14 protein-coding genes are annotated in these 17,254 nt (G+C 41.1%); 5 read left to right on the top strand and 9 right to left on the bottom strand.

Features of this window, described 5'->3' with window-relative positions:
- Positions 1 to 13 precede the first annotated feature (13 nt).
- The 4 genes from H6541_01845 (at position 14) to H6541_01860 (ending at position 2,031) form a co-directional block, all read left to right on the top strand.
- Positions 14 to 682 carry a heme exporter protein CcmB gene (locus H6541_01845; protein ID MCB9014507.1) on the top strand — a complete coding sequence of 223 codons (669 nt, stop codon included), beginning with the start codon at positions 14 to 16 and terminating at the stop codon, positions 680 to 682.
- Positions 683 to 707: 25 nt separating this feature from the next.
- Positions 708 to 1,361 carry a cytochrome c biogenesis protein CcsA gene (ccsA, locus tag H6541_01850; protein MCB9014508.1) on the top strand — a complete coding sequence of 218 codons (654 nt, stop codon included), beginning with the start codon at positions 708 to 710 and terminating at the stop codon, positions 1,359 to 1,361.
- The gene (locus H6541_01855; protein MCB9014509.1) at positions 1,354 to 1,530 is read left to right on the top strand and encodes a CcmD family protein; all 177 of its coding nucleotides are present in this window, start codon (positions 1,354 to 1,356) and stop codon (positions 1,528 to 1,530) included. Before ccsA ends, H6541_01855 begins: the two co-directional genes overlap by 8 nt.
- An 81-nt stretch (positions 1,531 to 1,611) precedes the next feature.
- Positions 1,612 to 2,031, top strand: a complete 420-nt coding sequence (locus H6541_01860; protein ID MCB9014510.1) for a cytochrome c maturation protein CcmE — start codon at positions 1,612 to 1,614, stop codon at positions 2,029 to 2,031.
- On the opposite strand, the gene H6541_01865 is transcribed toward H6541_01860, so the two are convergent.
- Both H6541_01865 and H6541_01870 read right to left on the bottom strand, forming a co-directional pair.
- The gene (locus tag H6541_01865) at positions 2,032 to 2,580 is read right to left on the bottom strand and encodes a hypothetical protein (GenBank protein ID MCB9014511.1); all 549 of its coding nucleotides are present in this window, start codon (positions 2,578 to 2,580) and stop codon (positions 2,032 to 2,034) included. It lies immediately after the preceding gene.
- A 173-nt stretch (positions 2,581 to 2,753) separates the two neighbouring features.
- On the bottom strand, positions 2,754 to 3,809 hold the full coding sequence (locus H6541_01870; GenBank protein MCB9014512.1) for a patatin-like phospholipase family protein: 1,056 nt from the start codon (positions 3,807 to 3,809) through the stop codon (positions 2,754 to 2,756).
- A 274-nt stretch (positions 3,810 to 4,083) separates the two neighbouring features.
- Between H6541_01870 and rocD the strand changes: the two genes are divergently transcribed.
- The gene (gene rocD / locus H6541_01875; protein ID MCB9014513.1) at positions 4,084 to 5,307 is read left to right on the top strand and encodes an ornithine--oxo-acid transaminase; all 1,224 of its coding nucleotides are present in this window, start codon (positions 4,084 to 4,086) and stop codon (positions 5,305 to 5,307) included.
- A 57-nt stretch (positions 5,308 to 5,364) separates the two neighbouring features.
- Here rocD and H6541_01880 read toward each other — a convergent pair whose 3' ends face one another.
- The 7 genes from H6541_01880 to H6541_01910 all read right to left on the bottom strand — a co-directional run bounded on the left by H6541_01880 (position 5,365) and on the right by H6541_01910 (position 17,197).
- On the bottom strand, positions 5,365 to 6,789 hold the full coding sequence (locus H6541_01880; protein MCB9014514.1) for an MATE family efflux transporter: 1,425 nt from the start codon (positions 6,787 to 6,789) through the stop codon (positions 5,365 to 5,367).
- Positions 6,790 to 7,054: 265 nt separating this feature from the next.
- A complete protein-coding gene (locus H6541_01885; protein MCB9014515.1) occupies positions 7,055 to 8,497 on the bottom strand; it encodes a SusD/RagB family nutrient-binding outer membrane lipoprotein in 1,443 nt (480 codons plus the stop codon).
- Between the two features lie 18 nt (positions 8,498 to 8,515).
- Positions 8,516 to 11,683 carry a SusC/RagA family TonB-linked outer membrane protein gene (locus H6541_01890; GenBank protein MCB9014516.1) on the bottom strand — a complete coding sequence of 1,056 codons (3,168 nt, stop codon included), beginning with the start codon at positions 11,681 to 11,683 and terminating at the stop codon, positions 8,516 to 8,518.
- A gap of 291 nt (positions 11,684 to 11,974) precedes the next feature.
- Complete coding sequence (locus H6541_01895; GenBank protein MCB9014517.1) at positions 11,975 to 12,427, bottom strand: hypothetical protein; 453 nt, start codon at positions 12,425 to 12,427, stop codon at positions 11,975 to 11,977.
- Positions 12,428 to 12,513: 86 nt separating this feature from the next.
- The gene (locus tag H6541_01900) at positions 12,514 to 14,037 is read right to left on the bottom strand and encodes an aromatic amino acid lyase (protein ID MCB9014518.1); all 1,524 of its coding nucleotides are present in this window, start codon (positions 14,035 to 14,037) and stop codon (positions 12,514 to 12,516) included.
- 158 nt (positions 14,038 to 14,195) lie between these two features.
- Positions 14,196 to 15,695 carry a histidine ammonia-lyase gene (gene hutH / locus H6541_01905; protein MCB9014519.1) on the bottom strand — a complete coding sequence of 500 codons (1,500 nt, stop codon included), beginning with the start codon at positions 15,693 to 15,695 and terminating at the stop codon, positions 14,196 to 14,198.
- A 134-nt stretch (positions 15,696 to 15,829) separates the two neighbouring features.
- The gene (locus tag H6541_01910) at positions 15,830 to 17,197 is read right to left on the bottom strand and encodes a histidine--tRNA ligase (GenBank protein MCB9014520.1); all 1,368 of its coding nucleotides are present in this window, start codon (positions 17,195 to 17,197) and stop codon (positions 15,830 to 15,832) included.
- Positions 17,198 to 17,254: the final 57 nt, after the last annotated feature.

The raw sequence follows: 17,254 nt of genomic DNA on the forward strand, positions 1-17,254 counted from the left end.
TAATCACCCTTTTATATCGCAATTTTTGAAAGAAATTAGAGAGCTGGTTCGAAAAGATTTTTTACTGGAACTCAGACAGAGATATGCCTTAAATGGGATTCTGCTGTATGTGGTCTCTACAATTTTTGTGGTTCAGCTATGCATTGGAAGGGTTATTGATGAAACAACCTGGATTGCCCTGTTCTGGATAATTCTCCTTTTCGCGGCGTTTAATGCCGTTTCTAAAAGCTTTGTTCAGGAGAGTGCTGCCCGGCGTTTGTATTATTACGTGCTGGCTGCACCGGTTTCGGTTGTCCTGTCAAAAATGATATACAATACCTTGTTAATGCTTTTTCTGGGTGCACTTAGTTTGGGTGTTTATTCAGTTTTTATGGGAATGCCTCCCTTTAATCTGGCCTTATTTTTACCTGCATTTGCACTTGGATGTATTGGGCTGGCTTCTGCACTAACAATGGTTTCAGCAATTGCTTCCCGGAGTGGAAATAATGCTGCCCTTATGGCTATTCTGGGCTTCCCGGTAGTGGTTCCCTTATTGCTGCTGCTGGTTAATGCTTCTAAAGCTGCGCTTAAACCGGGTTTGTATTTGACCGAAATTGCAAAAATCCTGACTTCAATCCTGATGATTGATCTTGTTGTGGTGGTGCTTGCGGTTATTCTCTTTCCTTATCTTTGGAAAGACTAATCTAAGTTAATACGATAAAAATATGATAAAAGGAATGTGGTGGAAAATAACAGGAATCGTTTTAATCCTGTATTCGATTATTGCCGGGTTGCTGATTGATGTGCCTGATTTACCTGTAATACGCGAAACTATCAGAAACCTGTTTTACCATGTGTGTATGTGGTTTGCTATGTTTACCATGTTCGGCACTTCATTGGTTTATAGTATTAAATATCTTTCCGGCTTTCAACTTAAAGATGATTTAAAGGCCTCAGAAACCGTTTATACCGGTATATTTTTTGGCATCCTTGGATTAGTTACCGGAATGATTTGGGCAAAGTTTACCTGGGGCGATTTCTGGACAAACGATCCTCAGCTCAATGGTGCTGCCGTGAGTATGATGGCTTATATGGCTTATGTGGTCCTGCGCAGTTCAATTGACGAACAATCAAAGCGGGCTCGTATTTCTGCCGTGTATAATATTTTTGCGTTTATGCTGTTGGTCATTTTCCTTGGTGTGTTGCCGCGGCTTGCCGATAGCTCACTGCATCCCGGCAAAGGGGGCAATTCCTCAACCATGGAAGGCCTGGATATGAAAATGCGCATGGTTTTTTACCCTGCAGTTGCCGGTTGGATTATTGTAGCATTTTGGCTTACTCAACTCAGATTGCGAAAACGCATGCTGATGAATAATGTTTAACCCTTTTGATGACAAAACAATGATTGGAGAAGATAAATATATGGTAGTGGCCATTGTTATGGCTATCATTTTTGCCGGACTTGGTGTGTATTTGCTGCTGCTCGATAAAAAACTCAGCAAGATGGAAAAAAAACAGGCTGATTTCTTTAAAGAAAACAGTAAGTCCTGATTTGCTTTTCTTTAAGTTAATTATCTACCTTTGTAGATTAATGGATACATTTGCATAATATAACCACAAAATCTCAAAGCGATGAAACGGGTCCATATCCTTATTCTTATAGTTGTAATTGCTGCAATAGGTGTAGTAATGAGCCTTTCAATGAATTCATCAACCTATGCGGGCTTTGCTGAAGCGATAGAGCGCCCTGGGCGTGAATTTCATGTTATTGGTAAACTTAGCCCTGGCAAACCTATTGAGTTTGACGCCATGAAAGATGCCAATAGCTTTACCTTTTATATGCTTGATAACAATGGCAAGGAAATGAAGGTGAAATATACCGATAGCAAGCCACAGGATTTTGAGAAATTGGATCAATTGGTTGTGATTGGGAAAATGAAAGACGGACAATTCGAAGCCCATAAAATGAACCTGAAATGTCCGTCAAAATATAACAATGACGAAGTTCCTGAAGGCTTTAAAGAAAAAGACTTTACAGGATCTTCAAATTAATCAGTATTCGAATTTTAGTGAGATATCATCAATGATCAAAGGATTCTTGTTTTGATTCCAAACATAGCCTTTAATGATATTTTCACCGGTAAGGGTTTCAGGAAGCTCAAATGTAGCTGAAACTTGTTTCCATTCCTTGCCTGCCGGGAAGAAATCAGCAATTTTAAACCCTTTGTAATAAGCGTTGTTGTTTACTGAAACGACTATTGAGCCTGGAGTATTGGCCATATCCGAATAAATCCATGCTGTATAATGTACTTTTTTAGGTACACGGGCATCGATGTAACTCAGTTTTTGCTCAAAAACAAAACTGAACTCGTTTGTTGAGTCAATTTTTGAAGCAAATTTTCCAGAATGCGCCATGCCCTCAGCAATGGTCTTCTCGTTTTTCCAGGATGCAGGAATTTCGTTAAGCAGCGAATCAATGTTTTCAAGATCTGTAGAAAAAGTAATCTCATTGCTTGAGCTTGCTTCACTTTTTTCCTGAGTTCCTGACCCACAAGCTGTTGCCATTACAGCAAGAATTGTGATAATGAATAGGTTTTTCATTTTCTGGTTAGAATTGTGTTATTTTTCTTTTTAAAAACGTGCAAATTTACTACAATTCTGCTATTCCAAACCAAACTTTCTTTGCCTCTGTTTTTTATTATGAAGATCATCATTGAATGGCAAGTGGAATAAAATTAAAACACAGAAAATCAGAAAACTGACTGTTAAATTAGTTATTTGTTGGCGATAAGTTTGTCAACAACTGAATTTAGCAGAGCAATGTTTTCTTCCACGTATTTAAGACCGGCTTCATGCAGAGCATTCAGATTCTTGACTGAAGCATCGTCCATTTCATTGTTGGCTTCATAAAGTGAAGGTTCCAGCCTGATGTAGTTTTCAGGTGTACCGGTTGTTTCCCAGATTTTTCTGAGCTGGTAGTTCACTGTTTCCGAATTTCCCGACATCATAATGTCTATAATAGGCTGAATCCATTCTATCATTCCCCAATCTTTTGCATCGTTATATTGGTATGGCTTGCTGGTCGAGCCTGTTCCAATTGAAACTATTATCATGTCTTTGGCATAAGGCATGTCAGCTTTATCAGGGTTGTTTAATATTTTTGAGAATGGAATGCTTCGGGCTTCGGCATATGCACACATGGCCGGATTATTGGCAAAAACACCACCGTCAATCAGTGGATAGGGTGTTCCGTATGCTGATTTGATGCGAGCTACTTCAAAATAGGTAGGCGCTGTCGAAGTGGCCCTTGCAACCTCTTTCACCTTAAAGTTATGGGTTATACTTGCTTTGGCATCTACCTGACTAAAAAAATGAGCCCGCCTGTTTCTGATGTCATATGATGAAATCAGGCAGGGCTTCAGCAAATCACTCAGCATCGTATCACCCATATAATCTTTTAAAGCTTCCTCAAGCTCCTGGGCATTGTATTTTTCATCAAGCAAACCACCTTTGCTTTTTATTTTCTGCCATATCGTGATGTCGAAGATTTCATCGCCGCGATCAAGATATATATCTACAGCTTGTTTTGTCGTGTATTTTGGCCGATTGGTTGGTTGACCCTTGCTATCCAGCGCGGGAATGAGAAAAGTGCAAACCAGAATGCCTCCGGTACTTGTACCAGCCAACAGATCGAAGTAGTCGCACAATCTGGCTTCTTTCCCTTCTCTGGCTATTAATTGCTCCTCTATGTATGATAAAATAACACCCGGCAAAATGCCTCTGATTCCACCGCCATCAATGGATAATATTCGTACTTTTTTCTTTTCCATGGTTTTGAGTTTTGATAAATCAAATATAATCAATAACAAGTCTAAATAAAAATAAGTATGCTATTATTTTATCTTCGGCATCAGGTGATTAGAGGACCGGAGTGATGAAAATTACACTTTCTGGTTTAAAAAATAATGGGTGCTGTAAATATGACACTGAAAAAAAATAGCTAAAAAACAAAATTTCAATGCCTTTGGATAGAGGCAATCTTAAAGTTATATCTTTGTTGCGAAAATCTATGACCAATATATTAACACTAAATAAATTTAACTCATGAATGAATTGATGACATCGGAAAAGTTGATGCATCTGGAAGAAAAGTACGGAGCGCACAATTATCATCCACTGCCAGTTGTTTTAGCTAAAGGAGAAGGCCCTCTGGTATGGGATGTTGAAGGTAAACAGTATTATGATTTTCTGTCAGCATATTCTGCTGTAAATCAGGGTCATTGCCATCCGAGAATCATTAAGGCTTTGGTTGATCAGGCGTCAAAAATGACGCTTACTTCCAGAGCTTTTTACAATGATTCTTTAGGCGTTTATGAAAAGTTTGTAACTGAATACTTTGGTTACGACAAGGTGCTGCCGATGAACTCCGGTGCTGAAGCCGATGAAACAGCGCTTAAACTGTGCCGCAAATGGGCATATACCCGCAAAGGTATTGCTGAAGATCAGGCTAAGATTATTGTTTGTGATGGTAATTTCCACGGAAGAACCATCACCATCGTTTCCATGTCGACCGATCCTGATTCCTTTGGTGGCTTTGGTCCGTTTACTCCCGGATTTATCAAGATTCCTTATAACGATATTGATGCGCTTGCCGAAGCACTTAAAGACCCGAATGTAGCTGGTTTTCTTGTAGAGCCTATTCAGGGTGAAGCTGGCGTTTTTGTACCGGATGAAGGTTATCTGTCAAAAGCTGCTGCCATGTGTAAAGAGAAAAATGTACTCTTTATTGCTGATGAAGTACAAACAGGTATTGCACGTACAGGTAAATTACTTGCCTGCGATCACGAAAATGTTCGCCCCGACGTATTGATTCTTGGTAAAGCCATTTCTGGCGGCGTTTATCCTGTATCTGCAGTTTTGGCCGACGACGATATCATGCTTTGTATCAAACCGGGTGAACATGGTTCTACCTTTGGTGGAAATCCTGTTGCTGCGCGTGTTGCCATGGAAGCTTTGCAGGTTATTAAAGATGAGAACCTGGCTGAACGTGCTGAATATCTTGGTAAAATATTTCGCGATGAGATGCGTGCCGTTAAATCAGATATGATTGCACTGGTGCGTGGAAAAGGTTTATTGAATGCTGTTATTATCCGTCCTAAAAATGGTAAAGAAGCCTGGGACGTTTGTATGAAGATGAAGGAAAATGGTGTATTGGCAAAGCCTACACACGGCGATATCATTCGCTTTGCACCTCCTCTTGTTATCTCGGAAGAGCAGCTTCGTGATGCTATTAAAAGGATTATTGAGTCTATTTTGTCATTCGAATAGCATCTCTGTATATTTCTGCAAAAGCCGTAGTCAGTTAAACTACGGCTTTTTTTTATTTTAAACCTGTTTTAACTTCCATTTTCCACGGCTGAAAATCAGAATGCCTAGCAGGGTTAATGTGCTTTCGGCCAGCACTATGGCATAATATACGCCGTTGGTGCCAAAACTAAAATGGATTGCCATTAGGTAAGCGAGTGGAATTTCTATGAGCCAGAAACAGATAAAGTTCAGCAGCGTAGGAGTGTATGTGTCGCCTGCGCCATTGAGTGATTGTGTCATTACCATCCCCATGGCATAAAAGAGAAAGCCTGAACTTACGATTCTCAAACAACTGATTCCAGCTTGCAGCACTTCCGGATCGCCAATAAACATACCTACAAAGTATCCGGGGAAAACTACAAAAATGACTGAAATCAATCCGAGCAAAAACATGTTTGAGAAGCCGGTAATCCAGGCTGCCCGTTGGGCTCTGAGTGGCTGTCCGGCTCCCAGATTCTGCCCGACCAAAGTGGCAGCAGCATTGCTTAATCCCCAGGATGGTAATAATGAAAATATGACTATTCTGATACCAATTGTGTATCCTGCAACTGCAGCACTTCCAAATACAGAAATGATTCTTACCATCACAATCCAACTGGCTGTTGCAATAAGATTCTGAAGAATGCCACCAGTTGAAAGCCTGATGAAGGATGCCATTATCCGAAAGTCGGGGATGAGGTGTTTAAATTCAATATGAATTCTTTTGTGACCTTTAAAGAGTATGTAAAATTGAAAAAGTACAGCCAGTCCACGTCCGATGTTGGTGGCCAAAGCAGCGCCTTCGATTCCCATGGCAGGTATCGGGCCCAATCCAAATATCAATATTGGATCGAGCACAATATTGATTGCATTTGCAATAAAAAGTACGCGCATGCTTAAGGCAGCATCCCCTGCACTTCTGAAAGCTGCATTGATAATAAACAACATCATAATGACGGCATTTCCTGCAAACATGATGCGGGTGTATCCATGGTTCATTTGAGCCAGTTGTTCACTGGCACCCATTAAGCGCAGCAATTCGCCAGAAAAGAGAACCCCGGGGACAGCTATGATAAATGAAACAAGCAAGCCGGCAATGATTGATTGCCCTGTAGCTTTTGCTGCAGCTCCGGGGTGTTTCTCACCAATTCGGCGCGATACAAGAGCTGTGGTTCCGGCACTGAATCCGACTGCCAGTGCATACACCAGTGTCATCATCGATTCGGTTAAGCCTACAGTGGCTATGGCGTCATTCCCCAATTTTGACACAAAGAATATGTCTGCAATGGCAAAAACAGATTCCATAACCATTTCAAGAATCATGGGAATGGCGAGCAAAAAAATGGCCTTGCCAAGTCGCAGGCTGGTATAATCCTGCTCGCTGCCGGTAACAGCAAGCCGAAGAAGGCTGTAATATTCTTTGAGTCTGGAATACAATATTTTATATTTTTCTGATAAGCTCATTTGATTCTATTTAGTAAAAAAACAAAAACCCGGGCTGATGAGAGACCGGGTTTGCTATAATTTTGGAGGCAAAAGTCAGATAAATAGAATATATCTCACCCGGTTAAGATCAATTTTAACCAGACAAATGGTTAAAATCAATAAAGATTTTTTACAGGTGAGTTTCATATCGTATATATTAGAAGTACAAAAATAGAAAAAATATGAATAAAAAAATGAGGCTATCTCATTTAATGAAATAGCCTCATTTTTAAAATCAAATGGTTTATTTTGAGCCACCTGCCCACCATACATTGTCAGTATAAACATAACTACCGTTTCCATATGCACTTGCAATATTAGGATTGGTGGTTACGTCATCTGCGCCATAAGTGTAACGCAATGGGAACTGATTATTGTTTAACGGATTTTCAAGTGTGATAAAGTTTTCGCCAAGGGCTTTAAGTCTGCGAACATCATTATAGGCTTCAATTGATTCTTCTTCAAAGAATGCCAGGTATTTCTGAACCATCACTTCCTGAATCGGATTACTGTTGAAACGTGGAGTAACTTCATTTTCAAAATAAGTAGTGGCATCCGCTTCAGTTAAGCCAACTTTAATGAATGCTGCAACTATACCATTCTTAAGCGCTTCAGCAGCTTCAGTTGCATGACCTCCCATACGGGCATATGCTTCTGCTTTTAAAAATTCAACTTCATGATAACTCATGAGGAAAGTTGGAGCTGTTGGGGAGCTAAGGGCTGAAATTCCATAGAATCCTTGTCTCTGGTCGGGTCCGCCGTTAGGAGCAAAAGTGAGAGTTTCAGTCCCTGGGTAAGCCATGAAGTACACAGCATCTCTGGGGTCATTGCGTTCTACAAGTTTGTTATGAAGGCTCTGACTAGCACCAAAATAATCTCTGTCTGTGAAAAAAGTATAAAAAGGACTATTGGTTGAAGATCCATTGTAGGTGAATTTACATTCTTCACTTGCATCGGCGAATGAATTATTTGCGAAGTTAATAACATCGTCCCATTTTCCGCCATTTTTCAGGGATAACCTTGTGGTATAACGAGCTTTCAGGCCGTTTGCAAATTTTGTCCATTTAGCTGCATTACCGCCAAAAAGAAAGTCCTGAGTGCCTAAAGAAGCATAGGTGGTTTCTTTACCAAGATTCGCGATTGCATCATCAAGGAGTGTAAAGATTGTATTATACAAATCTTCCTGTTTGTCAAGCTTTGGTTGGAAAATTACACCAGGTTGCAGTGCTTCGCTATATGGAACATCTCCCATCAGGTCAGTAAGCATGGCAAGGTTGTATGCTGTAAGGATTTGAGCAATACCCAAAGTACGGAAGTTGTTTGCTTCAGCTCCACCTTCAGAGCACTTGTTGATTATAAGCTTTAGATTATAGAGGTTTTCATAACAAGCACCCCATATATTATTATAGGTTGTTGATGAAATAGGTTCTCCTGATCTTACTTCAGCATTATACATCTGATTATAGATTCCAACGTTATGTTCAACATAAACAGAAGCATAGAAAGCAAAATCGCTACCAGTAACTGTAAATGCAGATCTAGTCATTACGTCAGTAATTGCTAACTTGGTTGGAACATCGAGAGGATTATTCTCGTTTTTGTTGATGTCCTCCAAAGTATCCTGCGAGCATCCCACCATGGCTAGCATGAAAGTTGGGATGGCTAACATTTTTAGTATTTTGTTCATTTTGTTTCTGTTTTAAGGTTAGAAATTCAGGTTTACGCCAAATCCAAAACTTGATGTTTGTGGCATAGAGAAGCGTTCGAAAGAACCTCCCATATTGTTGTTACCCTGACTTGATTCAGGATCGAAGTTTGGTAATTCTGTCCAGATTAGAATATTACGGGCATAAACCGATAATTCCAAATCAACATTTTTAATTACCTGTTTTGGCAACCTGTAGTTTAGTGTTAATTCTCTGAGTTTAACAAAGGAGTTGTTTTGAATATAGTATTCGTCAATTCCGGTGAGAACGCCAGTAATAAGATCTTGGTATGCATCAGGGTCATCAGCACCACCACGAACGATATCATTAGGGGTTCCATCAGGTTTAACACCAGGATAGATAAAAGTACTTTCACGATCTTCAACGTTTTTAGAAACGCCATATAAATCAAGCAGGCCATTGGTACCAGCGTACATCTGGCCGCCATTTTTCCAATCAACAGTAGCTGTTAATGTAAAATTATCATAGGTTAGTTTATTAGAGAAACCTAAGATGAAATCAGGAGAGGCTTCTCCAATAACTTTGGGCTCTCCTTGCTGAGGGAATCCATTATACCATTCTCCTGGTTCATCATAAACAATGATGTTTCCATTGTCATCTCTAAGGAATGACGATCCGTAGATAACAGGATAAGTGCTTCCAATACCTGCTCTAACCTGAGGTGTAACAAAACCGCCAAGGAAAATACTCTCAACGCCTGGTGCAAGTGCATCAACGAAATTGTTGATTTTTGAGAAGTTCACATTAATATCCCATGAGAATTTCTTGCCACTAAAAGGAGATGCATAAAGCATGATTTCATGAGCATTGGTATGAAGCTCACCACCGTTCATAACAAGCGAGCTAGCTCCGGTAGAGGCAGCTAAAGGAACTTGGAAAATTTGGTCAGTTACTTTCTGATATGAATATGCATAGTCAATTCCAATGCGGTTATTGAAGAATTTTAACTCGGTTCCAAGTTCATATGATTTAGTGTTCTGAGGTTTCAGATTGGGGTCATATTGAATATTGTTGGACAGATAAGCGCTTATTCCGGCAACCGGGTACTGAATAGGAGAGCCTCCCCAGAAACCACCGCTATAATCAGGAGTTGTGTAGAAATTTACAAGATATTCTCCGGCTTGTCCTACTTCAGCATAAGAAGCACGAACTTTTGCAAATGATAATACCGGTAAATCATTCAGGCTTTCAAGCTCTGTAAGAACAAAACCTAAAGATGCTGAAGGATAAAAGAATGCATTGTTGTCTCTCGGCATAGTTGATACATAGTCTTGACGGCCAGTTGCGTTAAAATATAACATGCCTTTGTAGTCAAGAGATAAGTTGCCAAAGAATCCGACTGTGCGATCTTTGTATTGCTCTTCATTAGCCTGTACTATTTTAGCATTCTGGATATGAGCCCATCCTCCAAAATTGAATGTTGAACCATATTCATTGTAGATTTTACGGTTTCTTTCATTAAACTCATTACCAATTAAGGCCGTGAAATTCAAATCCTGGTTAATTTTCCAAGTATAAACCATTGTTAACAATGAGTTCGCAGTGCGTGATGTAACCCCATAGTTGGTTATTTCACCTGTGCCCCCTCTGTGTCCGTATTCAAATATATCCTGATAATGTGATGTATAAGAATCCATACCAAGCTGATACCTGGTTTTTAAGGACATATTGTCAGAAATTTTTGGTGCATATTCAACAAACCCATTTCCGAAGAAGCGATCTGTTGACTCTGTAAACTTATTGTTCTTTGCAGCCCAGTATGGGTTGTCAAATGTAAGTGAACGATAGTATATCTGAGCGTAAGGGTCTGATGGAAGGTTATAAGGAATCTCTTTAAGATTATAAGTTGCAGGTGCTGCATAAACTCCGGCGAGTGAAGCATCGTTTGCTGCAGGGAGTTTATCAATAGAAGTTCTGACGAAATTTGATGAAAATCCTAATGTCCAGTTTTTATTTAACTGAGTTTGTCCTGCAGCTTTTGCATTCCATCTGTCCATGCCAGTAGAAGGTACAATACCATCCTGGGTTGTGTTTCCAAGGCCAAATGCAATATTGCCTTTTTCTGTTGCCTGGCTGATGTTAAGCGATGTAGTAGTTGTTGTTCCAGTGTTAAAATAATCACTGTAGTTGTCATATATGGCTGGAGTGACCCAAGGGTCAAGTCCTGCTCTTTCTAACTGAGGTACGTTGTACATCCCAGGATGTCCCTGTGAATTTCCTCCGTAGGTTGCATCATCTGGCAAATCAGAGATTTTTGGTCCCCATGAAAAAGAAGTATTTGGGAAAAAAGAACCATAACTTCCCTGTGCGTAAGTTGTTTGATATTCTGGTTTCCTTGAAACTTTCTCAAAGCTTGTGAAATTTGAAAAAGATATCATCGGTTTACCGGTTTTATTTCCCTTGCCACTTTTGGTCGTAATAATGATTACACCATTCGACGCTCTGATTCCGTACAAAGCAGCTGCTGCCTGTCCTTTCAGAATGTTGATGCTTTCTATATCGTTTGGATCAATGTCAACAGCACGGTTAGCAATATCAGCTCCGGTTACACTGTTCATTGTTGAAAAGTCAGCTGTAGAAGAAATGGGTAATCCGTCAATCACATATAATGGTGTATTGTTTCCTGAGAAGGAACGGGCACCACGAATTACAATCTGTGAAGATGCTCCAGGCATACCACTTGAGGGTTTAATCTCAATTCCTGAAACTTTTCCTTGTAATGCGGTTGATAAATTGGAAGAACCAGACCTGGAAAGGTCATCACTTTTCACTTCTTGTGCAGAATATCCAAGTGCTTTTCTTTCTTTGCTGATACCCAGGGCTGTTACAACAACTCCCTCAATGTTCATGACATCGGGGTCAAGCACTACATTAATTACGGTTTGGTTTCCGATAGTAACATCGGTTGTTTTCATTCCCACAAATGAAAACTGAAGAATTTTTCCCTGGGCAGGGACTTTAATTGAATATTTCCCACTCATGTCGGTAGTTAAACCAACAGTGGTTCCTTTTACGAGCACGGTAGCTCCGGGAATGCCCTGGCCGTCCTCAGAACTGGTAACCGTACCTGTGATGGTCGTTTGCGCCAGTACTACCTGCACTCCGGCAAATACCAAAAGTGCAAGCATTAATGCAAATTTTCTCATAATGTGTGTTTTTGATGAGTAAAATGTTTAACAAAATGTTGATGTTTCTTTTGTAATCAATCTTAATCCTGTTGGTTGATTTAATGATAATTGATGTGTGTGGCCTCCTTTGTTAATTGATTAAGTAGTGGGTTAGTGTTTGTAGAAAATTGCCGCAATTTATAATAAATTTTTGCAGCAAGTCAAGCAAAATTAATAAATTTTGCATTATCTACGTTTGTTCTTATAGATATATGAATATATCTATAAAAAATGCGGCATTTTAATCAAAAAAAATGAACCTGAAGCTGCTTATTGCATAAATTTTAAGTTAACAGCGTAGGCCAGAATAAACGAACCTGTTAGTAACAGGTTGGAAATCGGGGCAATGTAGCCGTCAATCATCAGGGAGGGCAAGAGGAGCATGAGTAGCTGCGCAAGGGTGTAGAAATGAAATCCTGTTTTTTTAAGTTTAAACATCAAGATTGCACCGGTAAGAGAGGCTGCATAAAGTAATCCCATGAACAAGAAAAAAACAGGACCTGCAGCTTTAATCATTTCTGCAATGGCTGATGCTTCAGCAAAGGCAGAGTCATGAACAACACTTGGAATGATATCATAGGCTGCTGAAACAAAGAAGGAAGAGAAGGCAGACAAGCCACTTCCGGCAAAGGTAAGAATGCAGAGAAATGTTAAACCCGGAGGTCTTTTTCCTGCATAATGTTTGGTGGAAGTAGGTGATTTGTCTGTTGTAAATTCTTCCATATTTGAATCAGCTATAGCCAGATTGATTGATTTAGCTGTAAAATTAACAATTATTATTCAAAGAAAAAAAATACGAACAATCTTTTTTAATCAAGTTTTCCTGTTATTGCTTCAACTTCGTTTAAAATCTCACATGATTTAACCAATTCCTTCATCTTATTGTGGTCGGCATATAGAGGCCTGTCTGTTTCGAGAAACTCAATGTGTTTTCTGATGACCTCTTTGGCTTTGGTAACACCATGTCCAAATTTGTATTCTCTGAAATCCAGTGCCTGTGCAGCTGCCATAAATTCTATTCCGAGAATTCCATAAGCATTGTCGAGTATCTGGTTGTTTTTAAGAGCTGTATTCATTCCCATTGATACGAAGTCCTCCTGATCGGCAGCTGCCGGAATTGACTGAATACAGGCCGGTGCGCTGAGTATACGCTGTTCAACAATCTGCATATCGGCGGTATACTGACTCAGCATAAGGCCTGAAAACATTCCGGCTCCTTTGGTGAGAAAGGCGGGCAGTCCGACACTCAGCGCAGGATTATTGAGCCGGTTCATTCTTCGTTCTGACATTACACTAACCATCGTAATTACATAGCCTGCCATATCCATAGGAACCGCAACCGGTGTACCCTGAAAGTTTGCGCCTGAAAGCTGGATGTCAAGCTCGGGGAAAAAGATTGGATTATCGCCTACGCCGTTCAATTCGATTTCCACCTGTGATTTGGCCCAGGCCAATGCATCGTGTGCCGCGCCTATTACCTGTGGTGTTGAGCGCATGGAATAGGCGTCCTGAACTTTGCATTTAATTCTGTTTTCGGCCAAATCGCCACCTTCAACCAACCGCCTGATGGCATTGGCACTGCGCACCGCACCCTTAAATCCGCGAACTTCATGCAGCAAAGTGTTATATGGCTTCATATTGGCTTTCAATGCTTCAAGCGACATGGCTGCCGCAATTTCGGCCTGTTTCAGCCAGTTGTTGGCATCGTAGAGAAAGATGGCACTCATGGCTGTGAGTACATTTGACCCGTTAATGGTGGCTAATCCGTCACGAGCCTGAAGTCCGGGTATTGGTATTCCGGCTTTTTGCATGGCCTCTTTGCCTTCAAGAAGCCGGCCTTTATAATAGGCCTTGCCTTCACCCATCAACAGGAGTGCTATCTGTGACATGGGTGCCAGATCGCCACTGGCGCCTACCGATCCTTTCTGGCAAACATAAGGTGTAACCCCTTTGTTCAGCATGTCAACAAGTGTCATTGTTATTTCGGGCCGTACGCCTGAATTGCCGTGTGCATGTACATTTATACGTCCAAGCATGGCTCCTCTTACATGCTCAACAGGCATGGGGTCGCCAATGCCAGCGGCGTGGTTATAAATCAGGTATTTCTGAAAGTCTTTGACCTGATCATCATTGAGTACCACTTCAGAGAATTCACCTATTCCGGTATTAACACCATACATAATTTCGCCGGCACTGATTTTCTTTTCAAGCATTGCCCGGCAGGCCTGCATCCTTTGCATAGCTTCAGGATGAATGTCAATCTTTTTTCCGAAACGGGCTACATCAACTACATGCTGAATGCTTAATCCACTGCCTTTGATAATGAGTGTCATATTACCTCCTGGTGTTAGGGTTGTATGAAGTGATAATCAAAGAAATGGAAAAGAAAGGAATCTGCAAAGAAAACCAGAATATTTTTTTATAATCGGCAAAAATTAATTTGAGAATTGCATAGAGGCTCATTCTCAGATACCTCTATGCAATCAACGGACTATTCCGGGAAATCAAATTTTATTTGCCGGATAAATTCGATGGTTTTATTGATTTCGGTATAAATGACCTTATCGTCATTGACAAAGGACACTGCGCCGCGGTATTCTGAAATAAATGCATTGAGAAATGGTGAAGTTTGTGCAATTTCTCTGAAGTCAAGAGCCTGGGCGCCGGCAAAAAGCTCAATTGCCAGCAGTTTCTCCAGATTGTCGAGTACTCTTACGGTTTTGGTTGCTGCATTAGCTCCCATACTCACATGGTCTTCCTGCTCATTTGATGAAGTGATTGAGTCGATAGAACAGGGTGTTGCCAGTTGTTTGTTTTGACTCACAATACTGGCTGCAGTGTATTGGGGAATCATAAACCCTGAATTTAGACCGGGTTTGGCAACCAGAAATTCTGGTAGTCCGCGTTGGCCTGAAATTAGCCTGTAAACGCGTCTTTCCGATATGTTGCCTAATTCAGCAAGGGCGATAGCCAGGAAATCGAGAGCAAAAGCCAGAGGTTCGCCATGGAAATTTCCACCCGAAAGAACCAGATCTTCATCCGGGAAAATGGTTGGATTATCGGTTACAGCGTTTATTTCGGTCAGAATAACTGATGCGGCATACCTTATCGTGTCTTTAACAGCACCATGAACCTGCGGAATGCATCTGAATGAGTAAGGGTCCTGTACCTTTTTGCCTTCGCTTTCAATGAGCTTGCTTCCTTTCAAAAGGTGGCGCATGTTGCGGGCGGTTTCAATTTGTCCGGCATGTGGCCTGATGGTATGCAGTTGTTCCATAAACGGATCGATGCGTCCGTTGTAGGCTTCAAGCGAAATGGCCCCGGTGATGTCGGCAAGTTTTGCCAGTTTTCCGGCGCGCAGCAGGATATAAACACCATGCGCACTCATAAACTGCGTGCCGTTAAGCAGTGCCAGGCCTTCTTTTGATTGCAGTTCAATAGGGTCCCAGCCAAATTGTTTCATGATTTTTTTTGCCGGATACACTTTGCCTTCATAATGAATTTCACCTTTGCCGATAAGCGGGAGGCTCAGGTGGGCAAGAGGGGCAAGGTCGCCTGAGGCTCCCAGTGATCCTTGCTCGTAAACGACAGGTAAAGCATTGTTGTTGAATAAGTCAATCAACCGTTCAACAGTTTTTACCTGTACGCCTGAGTTGCCAGATGAAAGGGCGTGTATTTTCAGCAGCAGCATCAGTTTTACGATTTCCTGATGGATTTCAGGCCCTGTTCCGCAAGCGTGCGACATGACAAGATTTTCCTGAAGAGTACTTAAATCTTTGTTGGATATCTGAATATTGCACAGGGAACCAAAGCCGGTGGTAATACCGTAAATAGGATCGCTGTGGTTCTTTACTTTATTGTCAAGGTATTCGCGGCAATGGGCGATTTTTGCCTTTGACTCTTCTGAAAGGCTTAGTTTTGTGTTGCTGACAAGAATTTGTTCAATAGTTTCGAAGCTCAGAGGAGCTGAGCTGATAGCAAAAGTATTCATGATAAATGGGTTACGTGAGTTAAAAAAATAAGCAATTGTAGAAATGGAGCTGGTGCTCCGGCTTTATTTTTCTTACCACGTAAGTCCCGCCCGGTTGATTTTAATTTTAAATCTCAGTTTCCAGTCGGTTCCCATTATGCCTGTATATGTTGGATGATTTGTTCCGGTGTAACCATGATTTGTTCACCGGTTTTCATGTTTTTCAGCTGATATTCGCCTTTTAATCTTTCACTTTCGCCAATAATGACTACAAATGGAATTTGCTTACTATCGGCATAGGAGAACTGCTTTTTTATTTTTGCGTTTTCGGGGTAAAGTTCAGTATTAATGCCATTTCTTCTGAGCTCAGAAGCAAGCTGAAGGCAGAGAGATTCTTCGGCTCCGCCAAAATTTACAAAAAGTACCCGGGTGGATGAGGCTGTTTCCTGTGGGAAAAGATTCAGTTCATTCATAACATCATATATACGATCGGCACCGAATGAAATACCAACTCCGCTTATTCCGGGAAGTCCGAAAATTCCTGTAAGGTTATCGTATCTACCACCGCCGCTGATGCTGCCCATAGCCACATCGGCAGCTTTAACTTCAATGATGGCACCTGTATAATAATTGAGCCCGCGGGCCAGGGTCAGGTCAAGCTCAACAGGACTGTTAATTTTCATGGTTTTAACCATGTTCAGAATTTCTGTTGTTTCTGCAATTCCCTTTGTTCCTTCAGCAGAATTAGCCAGTACTTTACTTATTTGTTCCAGCTTTTGGGCATTATTTCCTTCAAGGTTTATAATGGGTTGAAGCATGGATATGGCTTGCTGGTCAAGTCCGCGTTCGGCCAGTTCTTCATTTACTTTTTCAGGGCCGATTTTGTCGAGTTTGTCAATGGCCACAGTAATGTCGGTGATTTTATCGGCATGACCAATAACTTCAGCAATACCCGACAGTATTTTACGGTTGTTGAGTTTGATTACAATATGAATGCCCAGGCTTTCAAAAATCTGGTCGGCCATCAGAAGCAGTTCTGCTTCATTGATGAGAGCGTCGGAGCCTACAACATCGGCATCGCATTGATAAAATTCACGGTACCGGCCTTTTTGTGGCCGGTCGGCACGCCAAACCGGCTGAAGCTGGTAGCGCTTAAACGGAAAGCTGATTTCGTTCCGGTGCTGTACAACATACCTGGCAAAAGGCACGGTGAGATCGTAGCGAAGTCCTTTTTCAGTGATTTTGCCTGCCAGTTTTCCACTGTTTTCAGGTGTAATTTCTGAAGCAGGTATGCCCGACAGATAATCTCCTGAGTTGAGAATTCTGAATAAAAGTTTGTCTCCTTCTTCACCATATTTTCCGAGCAATGTGCTGAGATTTTCCATTGCAGGCGTTTCAATAGGTTGATAGCCAAAACGTTCAAATATCTGGCGAATTGTTTTGAATATATAGTTGCGGCGGTTCATCTCCACAGGGGAGAAGTCGCGTGTTCCTTTGGGGATGGATGGTTTTTGACTGGCCATTGTAAACAGCTCTTTGGTTAACAAACTGCGGCTGTTGAATGCCGTAGCCGGAAGAGC

This window comes from Lentimicrobiaceae bacterium, assembly GCA_020636745.1.
GTDB lineage: Bacteria > Bacteroidota > Bacteroidia > Bacteroidales > Lentimicrobiaceae > Lentimicrobium.